13 protein-coding genes, 1 pseudogene and 1 riboswitch are annotated in these 16505 nt (G+C 59.1%); of the genes and pseudogenes, 7 read left to right on the top strand and 7 right to left on the bottom strand.

What is annotated here, in order from left to right:
- Positions 1–35: 35 nt before the first annotated feature.
- Positions 36–1736 carry a hypothetical protein gene (locus tag ABNF92_RS13360; protein ID WP_349342411.1) on the top strand — a complete coding sequence of 567 codons (1701 nt, stop codon included), beginning with the start codon at positions 36–38 and terminating at the stop codon, positions 1734–1736.
- 102 nt (positions 1737–1838) lie between these two features.
- Here the strand turns inward: ABNF92_RS13360 and ABNF92_RS13355 are convergent, their stop codons facing one another.
- Positions 1839–2732, bottom strand: coding sequence for a methylated-DNA--[protein]-cysteine S-methyltransferase (locus tag ABNF92_RS13355; protein WP_136629852.1), 894 nt, complete (start codon positions 2730–2732; stop codon positions 1839–1841).
- Between the two features lie 138 nt (positions 2733–2870).
- Between ABNF92_RS13355 and ABNF92_RS13350 the strand changes: the two genes are divergently transcribed.
- The gene (locus ABNF92_RS13350) at positions 2871–3641 is read left to right on the top strand and encodes a class II aldolase/adducin family protein (RefSeq protein ID WP_349342410.1); all 771 of its coding nucleotides are present in this window, start codon (positions 2871–2873) and stop codon (positions 3639–3641) included.
- An 18-nt stretch (positions 3642–3659) separates the two neighbouring features.
- On the opposite strand, the gene glnT is transcribed toward ABNF92_RS13350, so the two are convergent.
- Positions 3660–5018, bottom strand: coding sequence for a type III glutamate--ammonia ligase (gene glnT / locus ABNF92_RS13345; protein WP_349344092.1), 1359 nt, complete (start codon positions 5016–5018; stop codon positions 3660–3662).
- Between the two features lie 155 nt (positions 5019–5173).
- Between glnT and ABNF92_RS13340 the strand changes: the two genes are divergently transcribed.
- The 3 genes from ABNF92_RS13340 to ABNF92_RS13330 all read left to right on the top strand — a co-directional run bounded on the left by ABNF92_RS13340 (position 5174) and on the right by ABNF92_RS13330 (position 8163).
- Complete coding sequence (locus ABNF92_RS13340) at positions 5174–6205, top strand: alpha/beta fold hydrolase (protein WP_349342409.1); 1032 nt, start codon at positions 5174–5176, stop codon at positions 6203–6205.
- Positions 6206–6389: 184 nt separating this feature from the next.
- A riboswitch (guanidine-I (ykkC/yxkD leader) is annotated at positions 6390–6496 on the top strand.
- A 66-nt stretch (positions 6497–6562) separates the two neighbouring features.
- Positions 6563–7378: an ABC transporter permease gene (locus ABNF92_RS13335; protein WP_349342408.1), complete on the top strand. Its 816-nt coding sequence runs from the start codon at positions 6563–6565 to the stop codon at positions 7376–7378.
- Positions 7378–8163, top strand: coding sequence for an ABC transporter ATP-binding protein (locus ABNF92_RS13330; RefSeq protein ID WP_349342407.1), 786 nt, complete (start codon positions 7378–7380; stop codon positions 8161–8163). The genes ABNF92_RS13335 and ABNF92_RS13330 overlap by 1 nt, the downstream gene beginning before the upstream one ends.
- A 54-nt stretch (positions 8164–8217) precedes the next feature.
- Here the strand turns inward: ABNF92_RS13330 and ABNF92_RS13325 are convergent, their stop codons facing one another.
- The 3 genes from ABNF92_RS13325 to pedF form a co-directional block, all read right to left on the bottom strand.
- Entirely contained in the window at positions 8218–9993 is a 1776-nt protein-coding gene (locus tag ABNF92_RS13325) for a PQQ-dependent methanol/ethanol family dehydrogenase (RefSeq protein WP_349342406.1), read from the bottom strand.
- 193 nt (positions 9994–10186) lie between these two features.
- Positions 10187–11143: a transporter substrate-binding domain-containing protein gene (locus tag ABNF92_RS13320; RefSeq protein ID WP_349342405.1), complete on the bottom strand. Its 957-nt coding sequence runs from the start codon at positions 11141–11143 to the stop codon at positions 10187–10189.
- A gap of 77 nt (positions 11144–11220) precedes the next feature.
- Entirely contained in the window at positions 11221–11649 is a 429-nt protein-coding gene (gene pedF / locus ABNF92_RS13315) for a cytochrome c-550 PedF (protein WP_349342404.1), read from the bottom strand.
- Between the two features lie 453 nt (positions 11650–12102).
- Between pedF and ABNF92_RS13310 the strand changes: the two are divergent.
- Together ABNF92_RS13310 and ABNF92_RS13305 are read left to right on the top strand one after the other, a co-directional pair.
- Positions 12103–13869, top strand: a pseudogene (locus ABNF92_RS13310) (methanol/ethanol family PQQ-dependent dehydrogenase); the annotation flags it as partial.
- A 69-nt stretch (positions 13870–13938) separates the two neighbouring features.
- A complete protein-coding gene (locus tag ABNF92_RS13305) occupies positions 13939–14592 on the top strand; it encodes a pentapeptide repeat-containing protein (RefSeq protein ID WP_349342403.1) in 654 nt (217 codons plus the stop codon).
- A gap of 12 nt (positions 14593–14604) precedes the next feature.
- Here the strand turns inward: ABNF92_RS13305 and ABNF92_RS13300 are convergent, their stop codons facing one another.
- Both ABNF92_RS13300 and ABNF92_RS13295 read right to left on the bottom strand, forming a co-directional pair.
- Positions 14605–15261: a response regulator transcription factor gene (locus ABNF92_RS13300; protein ID WP_349342402.1), complete on the bottom strand. Its 657-nt coding sequence runs from the start codon at positions 15259–15261 to the stop codon at positions 14605–14607.
- Positions 15258–16481 (bottom strand): HAMP domain-containing protein, encoded by a 1224-nt coding sequence (locus ABNF92_RS13295; RefSeq protein WP_349342401.1) that lies wholly within the window; start codon positions 16479–16481, stop codon positions 15258–15260. The genes ABNF92_RS13300 and ABNF92_RS13295 overlap by 4 nt, the downstream gene beginning before the upstream one ends.
- Positions 16482–16505 lie beyond the last annotated feature (24 nt).

Genomic DNA, 16505 nt, shown 5'->3' with positions numbered 1-16505 from the left:
CCAATCAATCTGATATTCATCAAAAAGGTGTGGTTATGGGAAAGTTCAAGAAGTTGACTCTGGCGACGGCCATTTCCTCTGCGTTCGTTCTTACCGGTTGTGGTGGTAGCAGCGGCGGTTCTTCCAATGACAGCAACACGGGCGGCACAACCGCCACTGAAACGGGCATCTTCGTTGACGCCGCAGTTGCCGGCATCAATTACACCACCTCACCAAGCGGCACATCCGGCCAAACCAACGCACTGGGCGAGTACAATTACGAAGCTGGCGATACCGTGGTCTTCAGCATCGGCGGCATCGACCTGCCGGCCGTCGAAGCCACCGGCCGCATCACCCCGGCCGACATGGGTAGCGGTGCTACAGACTGGAGCTCTGACCAGACCGTCGTGAACATCCTGCGCCTACTGCAGACCCTGGATTCCGATGGCGATGCCAGCAATGGCATTACCATTTCCGACGCTGTGCATACCGCTTTGCAGGATATGGATCTCGACCCCTCGCTCAGCGAGGCGGACTTCGAAACCCAGGCCAACACGGCCATCAACGCCACCGGCAAGACCCTGATTGCAACAGCAGATGCGGTTGAACACTTCAAGAGCTCCCAATCCGGCGACCTGGTTGGCAGCTGGGTCTTTGAGGAAGCTAATGGCAACGTCAACGTGCTGACTTTCCTGAATGACAGCGAATACCTGATTGCACACTCCAAGGCTGATGACGGTGACCAGCGGGCCGCAAGTGCGGAGTACGGCACCTACACCTGGGACAGTGCCTCCGGTCAACTCGAGCTGACACTGATTGACGAATCAGACCTCAGTGGTGGTCTGATCGACAACAATTCCCCCGCAACCTGGACAATGCAACTGAGCGACGGCGCACTCATGCTGACGTCTGTCGGAGAAAGCGAAGAAGTCAGGTTTGAAGCAGTGCGTAATGCCCAGCAAAGCCTGATCGGTAGCTGGTACCTGGGCGAAGGTTTTAACGAACAGAAGCAAATCGATCGTCACAACGTGCTCACCATTCTCGATGACAGCACCTACGTCGTTGTCCACAATGACAATAGCGAGGTCTACGACGGCGACGTCGTCGAGCCGGTTTCCTCAGAGTGGGGCACCTACAGCTTCGACGGTTCCACGTTTGCGGTAACCTCCGTGTCGGCGGAACTGGACGGCCCGGGAGGCCTGTTTGACGACCCGGCGAAAGACGAAGGCGGAAATGGTTTCGTCGATGGTCCGGCCGAGCTCCACCCGACAGGACAACTGACCCTTTCCGACAACCTTCCTGTTGCCGAAGGAGGCGAGCCATTTACCCTCCGTCGCCTGGGCCGTTATGCGGTCACGCTGAAGGACTTCGACGGCGACACCAAGCAGGTCTACGTCGAGGCCAGCGGCAACGACTTTATCGGTGGCGTTACCCAGACCCTCAGCTTTGCCGATATCGATGGCCGAACGCCAGCCGAGGCCGGCATCTACAACATGGATGCTCCGGATAGCGCGACCATTGATCTGGTGCTGAACCAGGATGGCAGCGGTTACATGGACTTTGATGTCACTGGCGACCAAAACCAGATCGACAGCAACGGTTGGTCCGTCCTGACTTCCGGCTCCCTCACCTACGTGGAGGGCGGCGCGGAATGGACCTACCTGCCGATTGAAGGTGACAGCCCCTACACCACGCTGGTGTACCAGGGCGACATGGATCTCATGTTCATCACGGAAGTGACCGAGGCCCCCCAGTAAAGCAGGAATCTTCTGCCCAATCAGAGCCCGTAACGTGGGCTCTCGAATGACTGAGGAACCCCGGTTTTCCGGGGTTCGCTTTGTTTGGCGTTACGCTCACGATTACGAACCTTGGCACTCTCTTTCAAGTAATTTCCGTTTGCGATCCAGCCCCCAGCGGTAACCGCCCAGGGAGCCGTCACTGCGCAACACGCGATGGCAGGGAATCAGCACGGCGATGCGATTGCGACCGCAAGCCGAGGCCACAGCTCGAACGGCTTTGGGCTCACCCAGTCGCCTTGCCAGTTCCGTATAACTCACGACCTCGCCCTCGCGAACGCTCAAAAGAAGCTTCCAGACCCGTGTCTGGAAAGCAGTGCCACGGATATCCAGAGGAACCTCCGGGCGAGGCGTGTTCTGGCTGAGGTGGTCGTCCAGGGCGACAATCCAGGCATCCAGTTCTGGTGACATCTTTGCCTCAGAGGGGGAGAGTCGTGCCTTCGGGAATTCCTGTTTTAGCTGCTCTCGCAGGGCCACCTCGTCGTCCCCGAATTCGGCAAAACATACACCTTGATCAGTGGCGGCCATCATCAACAAACCAAGTGAGGATTGCCGGCAGGCATAGGTAATGGTTTCACCCTCTCCCCCCTTGCCGTAACGGGACGGCGGCATGCCGACCTGTCGGTCAGCCTTGCCATAGACGCGGCTGATCGAACCAAAACCGGCATCGTAGATTGCCTCAGTCACCGTTTGACCACGCTTCAGACCCTGCTTGTAGAGGTTCAGGCGCAGCGCGTCCTGATAGGCCTTTGGCGAGACACCGAAGGCTTCCTTGAACACCCGCTGTACCCGCGATGGCGACAACCCAGCGACAGCGCCGAGGTCGGCAAGGCTCAACGATTCATCTGGCCGGCTCTCGATGTATCTGGCCAGAGCAACCATTCGATCGGCAACAGGGATGGATGATTCCGCCTCGCTATCTCTCTCGTCACGCATCGGGATTCGGGAACTTGCCATGCTTTGACTCCTTCATGTGCACACAACCCAGCATCCCTATGATGCGCGTTTGCCTCGCCCCCTTCCATCCGATTCTTGCGGGCGCTAAATTGACGGTCAATCAACAACAAAACCAGACGTTTTCGAGGAGTCAGCATTATGTCCGAGCAATTGGCAATTCCATCCAAGAAGGATGAAGTAAGTGAGGAGGAGTGGCAGCTTCGCATTGACCTGGCCGCCGCCTATCGCCTGATTGCTCTCTACGGCTGGGACGACCTCATCTTCACCCACCTCTCCGCGCGGATTCCCGGTGAGGAGCATCATTTCCTGATCAACCCCTACGGCATGATGTTCGAGGAAATTACGGCTTCCAGCCTGGTGCGAATCGACCAGGACGGCAACAAGATCAATCCGGAGGATTTCGACATCAATCCGGCCGGGTTCACCATTCACAGTGCTATCCATGCGGTTCGTGAGGATGCTGCCTGCGTGATGCATACACACACCACTGCCGGTGTAGCCGTGTCAGCACAGAAAGAGGGACTCTTGCCACTGTCACAGCAGAGCCTGTTTCCGCTGTCGGGTCTGGCGTACCATGATTACGAAGGCGTGGCGCTGCGCGAAGACGAGAAAGCGCGCCTGCAAGCAGATCTGGGCCATGCCCGGTTCATGATCCTGCGCAACCACGGACTGCTGACCACAGGGCCCAGCGTGGCAGAAGCGTTCTTGAACATGTATATCCTGCAGCGCGCCTGCGAAGTTCAGATCCAGGCCATGTCAGGGGGCCAGCCACTGGTCCGTATTCCCGACACCATTCTCAGTTCTATTCGTGAACAGGCAAAAAAGGTCACAAAAGGCATGGGTGGCAATCTCGCCTGGCCCGGACTTCTCCGGAAGCTTGACCGCATCGATCCTGGCTTCCGGAGCTGACACCGTCCCCGATAGCTATCAGAACATTTTCAGGTAACGATCCACCTCCCAGGAAGAGACGTGGTTCTGATAGCTCTCCCACTCGGCTTTCTTGAAGTCCACGAAGCTTTCGAACATGGCGTCACCGAAGACTTGTCTGGCCAGCGGATCGGCCTCGAATGCCTCCACGGCTTCTCCCAGATTCCGCGGCAGATACTCGATGCCGCGCTCGGCAATTTCGGCATCGCTGTAGTTGTACATGTTCTCGTGGTGTGGCTCGCCCGCGTCCAGGCCTTCCCGGATACCTTCCAGACCCGCTGCCAGAATCAGTGCACTGCCCAGGTAGGGGTTGCAGGCGATGTCTGCGGCCCGGCACTCGATGCGCCCACCCATACCGGGAATCCGGATCATGTTGGTGCGGTTATTTGAGCCATAACACATGAACACAGGTGCCCAGGTGGAACCGGACATGCTGCCCTGGCGAACGAGCCGCTTGTAGCTGTTGACCGTCGGCGCGATCACGGCGCTGATGGCAGCGCCGTGTTTCAGCACACCCGCGGTGAACTGATAGGCGATCTTGCTGATGCCGCAGCTGTGCAGGTCGTCGCCTTTTGGCTCGAAAAGGTTCTCGCCAGTTTTCAGGTCTGCCAGCGACATGTTGTAGTGGGCACCACTGCCGGTGCGGTCGGCAAAGGGCTTGGGCATGAAGCTCGCGAAAGCGCCGTGTTTGCGGGCAATCTCGTTCGCCATCATCCGGAAGAACACCAGGCGGTCGGACATGGTCAGGGCATCGGCATATTTGAAGTCGGTTTCGAACTGGCCGTTGGCGTCTTCGTGATCAAACGAGTACACATCCCAGCCCAGCTCGTTCATGGCGTCGACGAGTTCATCCATGATGGGCAGGTTGTCCATGAGGGTACGGGGGTCATAACAGGGCTTGCCCAGGTTGTCGCGGTCGCTCTGGGGCGCAAAGCCGCCATCATCGGTATCCCGGAACAGGAAGAACTCGGTCTCGATACCCAGGTTGAAGCGATACCCCATATCCGCCGCCGCGCTCAGCTGACGCCGTAGAATATTCCGGGAACAGGCTTCGAAAGGTTGGCCGTTCAGGAACAGGTTGCCCGGGAACCAGGCCAGCTGGCGATTCCAGGGGCAGATGGCCAGGCCGTCAGGATCTGGCATGGAGGCCACTTCGTCGTCGGAGATATCCTGGGGCACACCATCCAGGGCAGCACCGGTATACAACTCCGAGCCTTCCATCATTTGCCCAAGATGAGCCACGGGAACGAACTTTCCCTTGGTCACACCGTGGATGTCCACATAGCTCGCGATGGCGTACTTTACGCCGGCCTCGCTGAGTTTCTCTTTCAGGGCCTGGGTGTTGGTCAATTCCTTCATCCTGCTTTCTCTCCGGCCCGGCATGCGGGCAATCAGTTGGGGTTCTGGCACATTTCTTTCTTGGCTTTTGCCATTCAACATACATGCCAGCGTGTATATATAAGATCGAATGCGAGCAACTCCAGGTAGCCAATCAGCCTGGAAGAGAGGAGAAAATGACGTCGAAGCAATGGCTTGTAGAGGATTTCGAAGCGGGCGACCTGCCTCTGGCCTCCGGCGAAACGCTCTATTCTGCACGATTGCGGTATCATCGAATCGGCGAGCTGAATGCACCAAAAGACAACCTGGTTCTGTTGCCCACGTACTACGGTGGTGCAGCAGTGGGTAATTACCCGTGGGTTCGCGAGAACAGCCCACTGGACCCGGAGCGTTACTGCATCGTCATTCCCTCCCTATTGGGCGCCGGTGAATCATCCTCTCCCTCGAATACCTCCGGACAACAGGGTGGCCCGGGTTTTCCTGCCGTGTCCCTGTGCGACAACGTCATGCTGCAAAAACGGCTGGTAGAAGAAGTTTTCGGAGACGCCCGGATCGCACTGGTCATGGGATGGTCCATGGGCGGGATGCAGGCGCTGCAATGGGGCTGCCTGTTTCCCGAGCAGGTGCATTCGGTGCTGGCCACTTGCTGCACCGCACGGTGCTACCCCCACAATCAGGTGTTTTTGGAAGGTGTAAAAGCTGCCCTGACCTGCGACCAGAGCTTTGAAAACGGCCACTACCGGAAACCACCGGAACGGGGACTGCGGGCCTTTGCCCGGGTATACGCCGGCTGGGCCTATTCCCAGGCGTTTTTCCGTAACGAACTCTGGCGCGACCTGGGTTTCAACGCCATTGAAGAACTCTTGCAGTTCTGGGAGCAAGATCATCTGGGGCAGGATGCCAATGATCTGCTCACCGTGCTGAATACCTGGCAGAGCGGCGATATCAGTGACAACCCCGCATTTTGCAAGGATTACGAAGCGGCGCTGTCCGCCATTACCATGCCTACCTGCATTATGCCCGGTACCACGGATCTTTACTTTACTGAAGAAGACGCCAGCGAGGACGGCCGCAGGATGCCGGGAGCCAAGATCGAACCACTGAACTCGGACTGGGGTCATATTGCCGGTGGCGCGGGCCGGGAGGCCGCCAGCCACGATCGCATCCTCGCGGCCGCCCGGGCTCTACTCTCAGGACAGGCGTCATGATCGAGCACCCAAACCTGTACTGCACCAATCCGGTGCAGCTTTTCGCCGATGACTTCGCCGGGATGACCCGTTTTCGCCCGCTTGCCGGATCTGGCACGCCATCTGCAACGGCTCGGTCTGACGGTTTTCAAAACCCCGATCCGTTCAAAGCACTGTTCACAACACCGCAGACAGAGCGACGGACAAAATGGGTGACTAGGGTTCCGGTCCGGGTAGATATTTGCCCGGATGGCTGGTCCGAGAGTTACCGACCTCTGGGAGGTTACACGGCGGGACAAAAGCCCGGGAGACTGAATCGCAAGGAATGCTGCCATCCGCGATGACCTTGCCGTGTTGTGTGACCAGAGGAGACAACGAATGCGAGTGATCAACCGCCATCCCGGGCGAGTGTCCGCCACGCTGCTGGGGCTGCTGCCCTTCCTGTTGATCATGCTCATCTACAGCCTGGCCTCCCAGGAGCGTCTGGCAGAAAACCCAAACGACAAACTCCTTCCCGGCCTTGAGCAGATGACTGCCGCCGTGGAACGCATGGCGTTTCAGGAAGACCGCCGTAGCGGCGATTACCTGATGTGGCAGGACACCACCGCCAGCCTGGAACGCCTCGGCATGGGCGTTGGCATCGCCGCCTTGTTGGCGCTGGTGGTCGGCATACTGAACGGAGTGCTGCCGCTGGTCAGGGCCAACCTGGCGCCTCTGGTTTCAGCCCTTTCAATGGTGCCGCCCCTGGCCATATTGCCCATTCTTTTCATCGTGTTCGGGCTGGGCGAACTTTCCAAGGTGATGCTGATCGTGATCGGCACCGCGCCCATCATGATGCGCGATGTGGCCCAGCGGGTTCGCGAACTCCCGGGCGAGCAACTGATCAAGATCCAGACCCTGGGTGCGAATTCCTGGCAGGTGATCACCCGCATGGCCCTGCCCCAGGTACTGCCCCGACTGATCGACGCCGTACGACTTAGCCTTGGCCCCGCTTGGCTGTTCCTGATCGCCGCCGAAGCGATTGCTTCCACTGAGGGGCTCGGCTACCGGATCTTCCTGGTGCGGCGCTACCTGGCTATGGACGTCATCCTGCCCTATGTCATCTGGATCACCATTCTCGCCATCGTCATCGACCAGTGTCTGCGCCTTGCCAATCGCAGACTGTTCCCCTGGTACAACGCAGGAGGCCACTGATGAGCTTTATCACCGTCAACAAACTCTGGAAAGAATACGGGGATCAGGTGGTCCTGGAGAACCTGAATCTGGAGGTAAAACAGGGTGAATTCTGCACCCTGGTGGGCGCCTCCGGTTGTGGCAAATCCACGTTTCTAAAAATGCTGCTGGGCCAGGAGACCCAGACCCGCGGCGAACTGCTGCTGGAGGGCGAGGCCTTCCCCGCCGAGCCGGACCGAAACCGCGGTATCGTGTTCCAGCGCTACTCGGTATTCCCGCACCTGACCGTGCGCCAGAACGTGCTGATGGGCCTGGAACTTGAACAGAAACCCTGGCTGGGCAAACTGTTTGGCAGCGCGCGTAAGGAGGCGCTTGAAAAGGTGGATGCGATGCTGGAGTCCGTGGGCCTGAGCCCGTCTGCCCATAAGTGGCCCCATGAACTCTCCGGCGGCATGCAGCAGCGCCTGGCCATCGCCCAGTCCCTGATCATGAGGCCACGGGTACTCCTGCTGGACGAACCCTTTGGTGCGCTGGATCCTGGCATCCGGGGCGACATGCACGAGTTGCTGTTGAAACTCTGGCAGGAAACCGGCACCACCATCTTCATGGTGACCCACGATCTGAAGGAAGGTTTTTACCTGGGTACCCGGCTGCTGGTGTTCGACAAGGTGCGAAACGACCCGCACGATCCTCAGGCGTTCGGGGCCACCATCACCTACGACTTGCCGATCGGCCAGACAGACCAAAAACTGTTCGAGGACATTCACGAGTCGGTCAGCGAAACCGCCAGAAATCAGGCGGCCTGAACGTGAAAGGGGCCGCCCGAAGGCAGCCCCTGTTACTCAAGTCGCTCGTCGCGATCAGTTGCTGGCCACGCGATCGCTCGGCAGTTTGAAGGTCCAGACAGTACCGCCCTGGTTGAAGTTCTTGACCACTTTGGCCACTTCACCACCCCAGAGTGGAACCGCGCCGCCCCAGCCCGATGAAACGGAGACATACTGCTCGCCGTCCATGGTCCAGGTCACGGGTGTACCCACGACGCCGGAACCGGTGTTGAAGCGGTAGAGCTCTTCCCCGGTTTTGGCGTCGAACGCCTTGAGGTAGCCTTCCGGCGTACCGGTGAACACGAGATTACCTGCGGTCGCCATCACGCCGCCCCACAGCGGAGCCGGGTTCTCATAGCGCCAGACTTCCTCACCGGTTTTCGGATCCATGGCCCGAAGCACGCCGATGTATTCGTCGTTGGCCGGCTTGATAGTGAAGCCGGCACCCAGGAAGGCCGCACCTTTCTTGTAAGACACCGGCTCGTTCCAGATATCCATGGACCACTCGTTAGACGGCACATAGAACAGTCCGGTGTCCTGGCTGTAGGCCATCGGCATCCAGTTCTTGCCACCCAGGAAGGCGGGCTGTGCCACTACGGTCTCGCCCTTGTTGCCGTCGAGATCCGCGGGGTCACCGGGACGACCGCCCTCGGTAAAGATCGGACGCCCCGTTTCCGGATCCAGGCCCTCAGCCCAGGTGATCTTGTCCACGAACGGGAAGCCACGGATGAAGTCGCCGTTCTCGCGGTTCAGCACGTAGAAGAAACCGTTACGGTCGGCGGTAGCCGCCGCTTTGACGGTTTTGCCGTTCTCTTCGTAATCAAAGGAGATCAGCTCGTTGACGCCGTCATAGTCCCAGCCATCGTTCGGGGTGGTCTGGAAGTGCCACTTGATGCTGCCGTCGTCCGGGTCGATCGCCAGACGGGAGGAAGAAAACAGGTTGTCGCCGGGGCGCAGGTGCGAGTTCCAGGGCGCCGGGTTACCGGTACCGAAGAACAGGGAGTCGGTGTCGGCATCGTAGGTGCCACCCAGCCAGGTCGCGGCGCCGCCGTTCTTCCACATTTCGCCGGGCCAGGTCACGCCGGCCTTGCCACCGGAAATGCCGTTCTCGACCTTCTTGCCGTCCTTGTAGACGTAACCCATGTGGCCTTCAACGGTGGGACGGGTCCACACCAGATCACCGGTGTTGGCGTCGTAGGCCTCCACCTTGCCGACGATACCGAATTCACCCCCGGACACGCCGGTGATGACCTTGCCTTTCACCACGATTGGCGCGGCAGTAATCGCATAGCCGGCCTGGTAGTCAGCCACCTTCTTGATCCACATCGGCTTGCCGGTATCCTTGTTCAGGGCAACCAGCTTGGCGTCGAGGGTACCGAAAATCACTTTGTCACCATAGATGGCGGCACCACGGTTGACCACGTCACAGCAAGGCATGATGCCGTCCGGCAGGCGGGCATCGTACTGCCAGATTTCCTCGCCGGTTTTGGCATCAATCGCGTAGATACGTGAGTAGGAGGCGGTCACGTACATGACGCCGTCCTTGATCAGCGGCTGGGATTCCTGGCCCCGCTGCTTCTCGCCCCCGAAGGAGAACGCCCAGGCGGGCTGCAGGTACTTCACGTTATCGGTATTCAGGTCTTCCAGAATGCTGTAACGCTGACCCTGGGTGCCCATGCCATAGCTGACAATGTCTTCCGGGGTGTTGTGATCGTTGAGGATGTCTTCGTCGGTTACCGCATGGGCCCCGTAGGAAACAGCCATGGCCAGGGCGCTGGCCGCAATGCGAATCCCGAACTTGTTGGTTCTCATGGTTGCGCTCTCCAAGTCTCTTGTTTTCAGTTCTCTTGAGTTCGTTTCAGGCCGAACCGGGAACTTTTCCCGCCTCTGATACGATTCTTCGCTTTGTGGAAAAAACCAACAATTGCTCGCCCGAACAGGTTTTCTAATCACTTGGTAGTACGACTACCCCGGAACTTGAGGCCGGCGCACACCGATCGAACCATCAGAGCTCCCCTTCCGCCCTTGCTATAGCCTGTTCATCCAGAAACGCCCGATAGTAGCCCGGCACGCTGTACCTGAGATTCTGCTCAACCATGAGCTCATTCATTTCACCGGTTTTCACCAACCTGTCGACGATGGCTTCCAGGGCATAGCCCAGCTGGCGATGGGTGTGTTTGATCGCCATGCCCACATCCCATACCTGTTTGCCAATACCAGGGAAGCCGTTACCGGCCGACTTGAAGCCGTCGTTCTCGGGTTTGGCCAGTTCATGGTCAATTTCCGAGCGCATACCCATGACGGCACTCACCTCGCCCCTACGCATGGCCTCGAACGCTTCGGCGACTTTGTGGAAATGGCGCACGTTCTCTCGCATGCGACCGCCAAAAGCCGACGTCAGGTAAAAATCGGGAAGGGTGTCGATCTCGACGCCGATGGGGTTGTATTGAAAGACCGCCACGGTTTCGACGCTCTCGAGCTTTTCGGGGTTGTAGGCGATCTGCCAGGTTTCCTGCTGATAAGGTCCGAACAGCACCACCTGTTCGTTGATGTACTCACCGGTGGAATCCTGCATGTAGGCGTAGGTCTTGTCGTAGGGCACGCGCAGCATGACATCGGCCAGCCGTTGCTTGGCCAGGTAGTGCCCTTTCCAGACATTGTTGCGCAGGTCGTCGCCGAGGTTTTCGTCCGGGATTATCCAGTGGACCTTGAATTCAACGCCCATTTCCTCGGCAATCCGGCGACCGAGTTCGATGTCGATGCCCCGGGGCTCACCATCAACCTGGTAGGAATACGGTGGAAAATTCTCGTAAACGCCAACTTTCAGGTAACCGGAATCCAGAATAATGTCGTAGGTGCGCTCCGCCGGTCGGTTCAGCAGCTCGTTCCCGTCGTCAACCTCCTGGGCGACTACCATCTGGGCAAGCAGCAACAGGGCAAGAATTCGAGACAGTATTTTCATTGTTTTCTCCCAACGACGAAGGGCCGGCACAGGGCCGACCCGAATTCAGGCATTCATTTTGACAGGGGCCGCGCTCATCACTCCGGCTTGGGGAGGGATTCCACATAGGTGCGGATGGCCCACATGGCGTTCTGGTCCATGCTTTCCTTCCAGGAAGGCATGCCACGATCGGTACCGTTCATGACCCGGCCGATGTAGTACTCGTCATCCCATTCGGTCAGTTCCCGAAGGTCTGGCGTCAGGCCACCGGACATCGCGCGGATCCCGTGGCAGGCGGCGCAGTTACCGGCGTAGGCGCTCTCGCCGATCTTGATGGCCTGGGCGTTGAATTCGCCCAACTCGTTGCCTTCCCGGAACGGATTCTCGGCGCGAACCTCATCGCCCAGCTCTGGCAGGTTGCCCGTATCCACTTCCTGTGGTGTGACATTGCCGTGCGCTATGGCGAAGCCGGCCAGGCCAAGCATGGCCGCAGCCACGATTGCTTTGAGTGAAAAGGACATTGCCATTGGTCTTACCTCTGTTTTTGGATTCCCCGTGGTTGGCTGTTGGATTTATCAGTTGCCAACTTGCTGATCTCCAGTCTAGGAATCCCCCTGTCCAATCCGAATGCCACTTTGGGGTTTTTGGCTTAGTTCCTTGGTAGTAGACGCTCAGAGCGAAGGCCAAAGCATGAGGTGCCCGGCCGAACTTCCAAAACTGGCCACTTTTCATGATGAAGCGAGTATTTCGGGAACTTTTCCCGGTTTTTACAGCTATTTTCCCGCACCCCGGGTGGGTTTTTCCGTCGCCAGCAACGTTTGCGCTCGCCAATACTCGGGGCGTCGATGCCATGGGCAAGACGATGGTTACAACAAAAACCAAGGGGAAAGACTATGAACATCAGAACACGCAAACACCCGCTGCTTCGCGGGATCGGACTGGCCCTGGCCCTTGGGTCAGCAGCGGGACTGGCCGCCCAGGCCAGCGCCAAAGACGTTACCTGGGAAGATATCGCCAACGACGCCCAGACCACCGAGAACGTGCTGGGCTACGGCATTGGTCCCAAGGCGCAACGTTACAGCCCCATGACCACCATTAACCGCGACAACGTCGAGCGCCTGGTTCCGGCCTGGTCGTTCTCGTTCGGCGATGAAAAGCAACGGGGCCAGGAATCCCAGGCACTGGTTCATGATGGTGTTATCTATGTCACCGGCTCCTACTCTCGCCTTTTCGCGTTGGACGCAAAAACCGGGGAACGTCTCTGGGAATACAGCCACCGTCTGCCCGAGGGCATTCGCCCTTGCTGCGACGTGGTCAATCGCGGTGCGGCTATTTTCGGCGACAAGGTGTTCTTCGGCACACTGGATGCCGGCATCGTTGCCCTGAACAAAGACACCGGCAAAGTGGTGTGGCGTGAGAAGTTCGCCGACCATGAGGCCGGCTACACCATGACCGGCGCCCCAACGCTCGTAAAGGATCAAAAGACCGGCAAGGTCCTGCTGATTCATGGCTCCTCCGGCGATGAATTCGGCGTGGTCGGTAAACTGTTTGCCCGGGACCCGGACACCGGCGAAGAGGTCTGGATGCGCCCGTTTGTTGAAGGCCATTACGGCCGCCTCAATGGCGAAAAGAGCACCCCCACCGGCGACCCCCGGGCACCCAGCTGGCCGGACGACCCCAACACCGAAACCGGCAAGGTGGAAGCCTGGAGTCATGGCGGCGGCGCCCCCTGGCAAAGCGCCAGCTTTGACGCGGAAACCAACACCATCATCATTGGTGCCGGCAACCCAGCGCCCTGGAATACCTGGAAACGCACATCCCCCGGCGGTGACCCTGCCGACTACGACAATTTGTACACCTCCGGCCAGGTGGGTGTAGACCCCACTACCGGCGAAGTGAAGTGGTTCTACCAGCACACGCCAAACGATGCCTGGGACTTTTCCGGCAACAACGAGCTGGTGCTGTTTGAGTACGACGAGAACGGCGAAACAGTCAAAGCTACGGCCCATGCTGACCGCAACGGTTTCTTTTACGTCATCGACCGTGAGAACGGCGAATTCAAGAAAGGCTTCCCGTTCGTGGACAACATCACCTGGGCCGAGCGCATTGGCGAGGATGGCCGTCCTGTCGAGGTAGAAGGTCAGCGTCCGCCACCTGTCGCAGAGGGTGAAACCCGTGGCGAGGCCATTGAGGTATCGCCGCCGTTCCTTGGCGGCAAAAACTGGAACCCGATGGCGTACAGCCAGGACACCGGTTTGTTCTACGTGCCCGCCAACCACTGGAAAGAGGATTACTGGACCGAGGAAGTCACCTACAAGAAAGGCGCCGCTTACCTGGGCCAGGGCTTCCGGATCAAGCGCATGTACGATGACCACGTGGGCATCCTGCGGGCCATGAATCCGCTCACCGGTGAAATCGAGTGGGAGCACAAGGAACGCTTGCCACTGTGGGCCGGCGTGCTGGCCACCAAGGGTGGCCTGGTATTCACCGGCACCGGCGACGGCTTCCTGAAGGCGTTCGATTCTGAAACCGGGGAAGAGCTCTGGAAGTTCCAGACCGGCTCCGGAATCATCTCCTCACCGATTACCTGGGAGATGGACGGCGAGCAGTACATCGGGGTTGCCTCCGGTTACGGCGGCGCCGTTCCGCTCTGGGGCGGCGACATGGCGGAGCTGACCAAGCCCATTTCCCAGGGCGGGTCCTTCTGGGTCTTCAAGATGCCCTCCTGGGCACAGGCCTCCCGCTAACGAACCTCCGGACTGGGCCTGGCCTTTCGCCAGGCCCCTTTTTCCCAACCGGAACTCAGGAGTGAACTCATGAGACCGTTTATTGGCGTTTCGCTTTTACTGTTCATTACACCCGCACTGGCCGGCGATTACATGGCCGACCTGGATCAAGTTCCTGTTATCAATGGCTGCAAACTGGAAAAAGAGACCAGCTGTGCCGGCGCTGACTTGCGGGGAGCGGATCTGTCGAATATGGATCTGCGCTCTGCCAACTTCCGGGGGGCCAACCTGTCTGGCGCCAACCTGAGCCATACCAGCCTGCGCGGAGCCAACCTTGATGGGGCTAAACTGGACAAGGTCACGGGATACCGTCTTCAGGTTTACCGGGCCAGCATGCGCGGCGCATCGCTAAAGAATGCCCGATTGCAGGGAATGCAGGGCGAATACCTGTTTGCCCAGGGTGCAGACTTCACCGGCGCAGATCTGACCGGCGCCAACTTCGACTTCTCCCGTTTTTCCGGTGCCACAATGGTAGACGTCATCATGCCATACAGCAGTTTCGAGATTTCCTGGATGCCGAAGGCGAATCTGGAGGGGGCTAACCTCAGAGGCGCAAACCTTCAGGAGGCCAAGCTGGGGCTGGCCAACCTGGCAAAGGCGGACCTGACCGGAACCCGCATCCACTACGCCACCTTTGAAGGCACCTACATGGAGGGCTGTACCGCCTGCCCCTTTGATTGGTAATCCGGGGCGGGCTCAGACCCGCCTCGCTTCCTCAAGCTGACCGTAGCGAATCAGGCCGGCATCGACCGCCAGATGAATCAACTCCACCGACGACGACACCTGAAGCTTACTTTTCAGGCCAGCCAGGTGATTGGAAACGGTTTTACTGCTGACACACAACCGTTCGGCAATGCCTGAGACATTCTCGCCCCTGGCGTACATCAGCAACACTTCCATCTCCCGCTGGGTCATGTCCCGGAGGCGGTGATCGACCGGCCGCTCCTGATTCATCGCCAGACGTGTGGCAATCGGATGCTCGATGTACGGTTGGCCCGATGCCACCCGCTTCACAGCTTCCGCGAGTTCCTCGGGCGCGCAGCTCTTGGAGACAAAACCGAGCCCTCCCACATCCAGCGCCTGACGCACCATGGGCAATTCATCGTGCATGGTAAAGAACAGGATCGCCGCCCCCCGCCAGCGCTGGCGCAATCGTCGCCCAACCTCCAGTCCGGAGATATCCGGCAACCCCATATCCAGCAGCACCACATCGGGCCGCAGCTCGCCATAGCGGGCCACGGCATCCTGACCGTTGTCGACCTCGGTGATGGCCACTGCCGGCAGCATGGAGCGCAGCAGATTGGCAATGCCCTGTCGCACGACCTGGTGGTCATCCACAATCATCAGTTTCATGAAACACCTCCGGTACCTGGAGTCAGCGGCACGGCCAGCCGGATTCGGGTTCCCTCGCCCAATCGGCTCAGAAACTTCACTTCGCCCCCCAGGCAGCGGGCTCGCTCGCACATGGAACGCACGCCCAGGCCGGCATTGCCGGGCAGTTGATCATTGCCCACGCCATCATCGCGCAACTCGATGCTCAGCTCGTTATCATTGCGGGCAACGGCCAGCGTGGCGCAGGAAGCTTTTGCATGACGGGAAACATTATTCAGGGCTTCCTGAAGGAAACGATACAGGTGGGTCTGCTGCTCCCCGGTGAAATCGGGCAGGCGCTCGTCCATCGCCAGGCGACATTCAAGCCCGCTGAGCTGTTGCCATTGTTCAGTCAGATGGCGAATGGCACTGCCGAGGCCCAGCTGTTCCATCACCAGGGGATGCAGCTCCTGCAAAAGGTGCCGGAAGTGTTTCTGGACAGTCTCACAGTGTTCCGCGAGATCCCTGGCCTGCTGCTTCTGGCGGTCACCGAGGTCCGGATCGTAGAGCAGACTGCGGGCCTGGGCCCGAATGCCCGTCAGGTACTGGCCGAGATCATCGTGCAGCACCCGGGCGATGTGTTCGCGCTCCCGATCCTGCAACTGCAGGAGTTCGTTGAGCAGACGGCTCACCGTTTGCTGTTCCGATTCCAGCGCCCCGGCCATGGAATTGAACCGGCAAACCAGCGCATCCAGTTCCTGTTCGCCCTGCCGAGGCAGCCTGGACGTCAGTTGGCCCTCAGACACCGCTCCCATGGCCTCGGACAGGGTGGCAAGCGTGCGCATACCCCGCCGAACCATCACGAACAGCGCCAGAAAACAAAGCCCCATACCAATCGCATAAGCACCCGAGATCAGCAGGAAACCTTCCCAGATCTCTTCAACCTCGTCGGCAGGATCAACCCGCCAGCCATTGATCACAGGCCGGAGCGTTTCTCCGGCTATCAACACCGAGAACCAGGCCGGCACTTCTCCACCGGACCCGCGTTCCATCCCCGCCGCCGGGGTAAGGTGGCGCATGCTGCTGACCATGGAGTCCGGAAGACTCTTGGGGCTTGCCAGGCTCTGGGCAAGCCCGGCAACACCGTCGAGCTCCCGCTGCACATCATGGCGGGCCTGCTGGGTGTAGAGCAGCGCCCCAAGCAGGTAGATGAGGAGGAAAACCACCAGCATCAACAGGGAAATCTTCCGGTATACGGTCATTGTTGTTATCCGTTGCGGGTAATT

Source organism: Marinobacter sp. MMG032 (genome assembly GCF_040112695.1).
In the GTDB taxonomy this organism is placed as follows: domain Bacteria; phylum Pseudomonadota; class Gammaproteobacteria; order Pseudomonadales; family Oleiphilaceae; genus Marinobacter; species Marinobacter salsuginis.
Note: the sequence above shows the minus strand (reverse complement) of the source record. Positions and strands in the feature narration are given on the sequence as shown.

Excerpts from the sequence above, each read along its gene's own strand:
- ABNF92_RS13360 (WP_349342411.1), top strand. The coding sequence starts at position 36 with ATGGGAAAGTTCAAGAAGTTGACTCTGGCGACGGCCATTTCCTCTGCG.
- ABNF92_RS13355 (WP_136629852.1), bottom strand. The coding sequence starts at position 2,732 with ATGGCAAGTTCCCGAATCCCGATGCGTGACGAGAGAGATAGCGAGGCG.
- ABNF92_RS13350 (WP_349342410.1), top strand. The coding sequence starts at position 2,871 with ATGTCCGAGCAATTGGCAATTCCATCCAAGAAGGATGAAGTAAGTGAG.
- glnT (WP_349344092.1), bottom strand. The coding sequence starts at position 5,018 with ATGAAGGAATTGACCAACACCCAGGCCCTGAAAGAGAAACTCAGCGAG.
- ABNF92_RS13340 (WP_349342409.1), top strand. The coding sequence starts at position 5,174 with ATGACGTCGAAGCAATGGCTTGTAGAGGATTTCGAAGCGGGCGACCTG.
- ABNF92_RS13335 (WP_349342408.1), top strand. The coding sequence starts at position 6,563 with ATGCGAGTGATCAACCGCCATCCCGGGCGAGTGTCCGCCACGCTGCTG.
- ABNF92_RS13330 (WP_349342407.1), top strand. The coding sequence starts at position 7,378 with ATGAGCTTTATCACCGTCAACAAACTCTGGAAAGAATACGGGGATCAG.
- ABNF92_RS13325 (WP_349342406.1), bottom strand. The coding sequence starts at position 9,993 with ATGAGAACCAACAAGTTCGGGATTCGCATTGCGGCCAGCGCCCTGGCC.
- ABNF92_RS13320 (WP_349342405.1), bottom strand. The coding sequence starts at position 11,143 with ATGAAAATACTGTCTCGAATTCTTGCCCTGTTGCTGCTTGCCCAGATG.
- pedF (WP_349342404.1), bottom strand. The coding sequence starts at position 11,649 with ATGGCAATGTCCTTTTCACTCAAAGCAATCGTGGCTGCGGCCATGCTT.
- ABNF92_RS13305 (WP_349342403.1), top strand. The coding sequence starts at position 13,939 with ATGAGACCGTTTATTGGCGTTTCGCTTTTACTGTTCATTACACCCGCA.
- ABNF92_RS13300 (WP_349342402.1), bottom strand. The coding sequence starts at position 15,261 with ATGAAACTGATGATTGTGGATGACCACCAGGTCGTGCGACAGGGCATT.
- ABNF92_RS13295 (WP_349342401.1), bottom strand. The coding sequence starts at position 16,481 with ATGACCGTATACCGGAAGATTTCCCTGTTGATGCTGGTGGTTTTCCTC.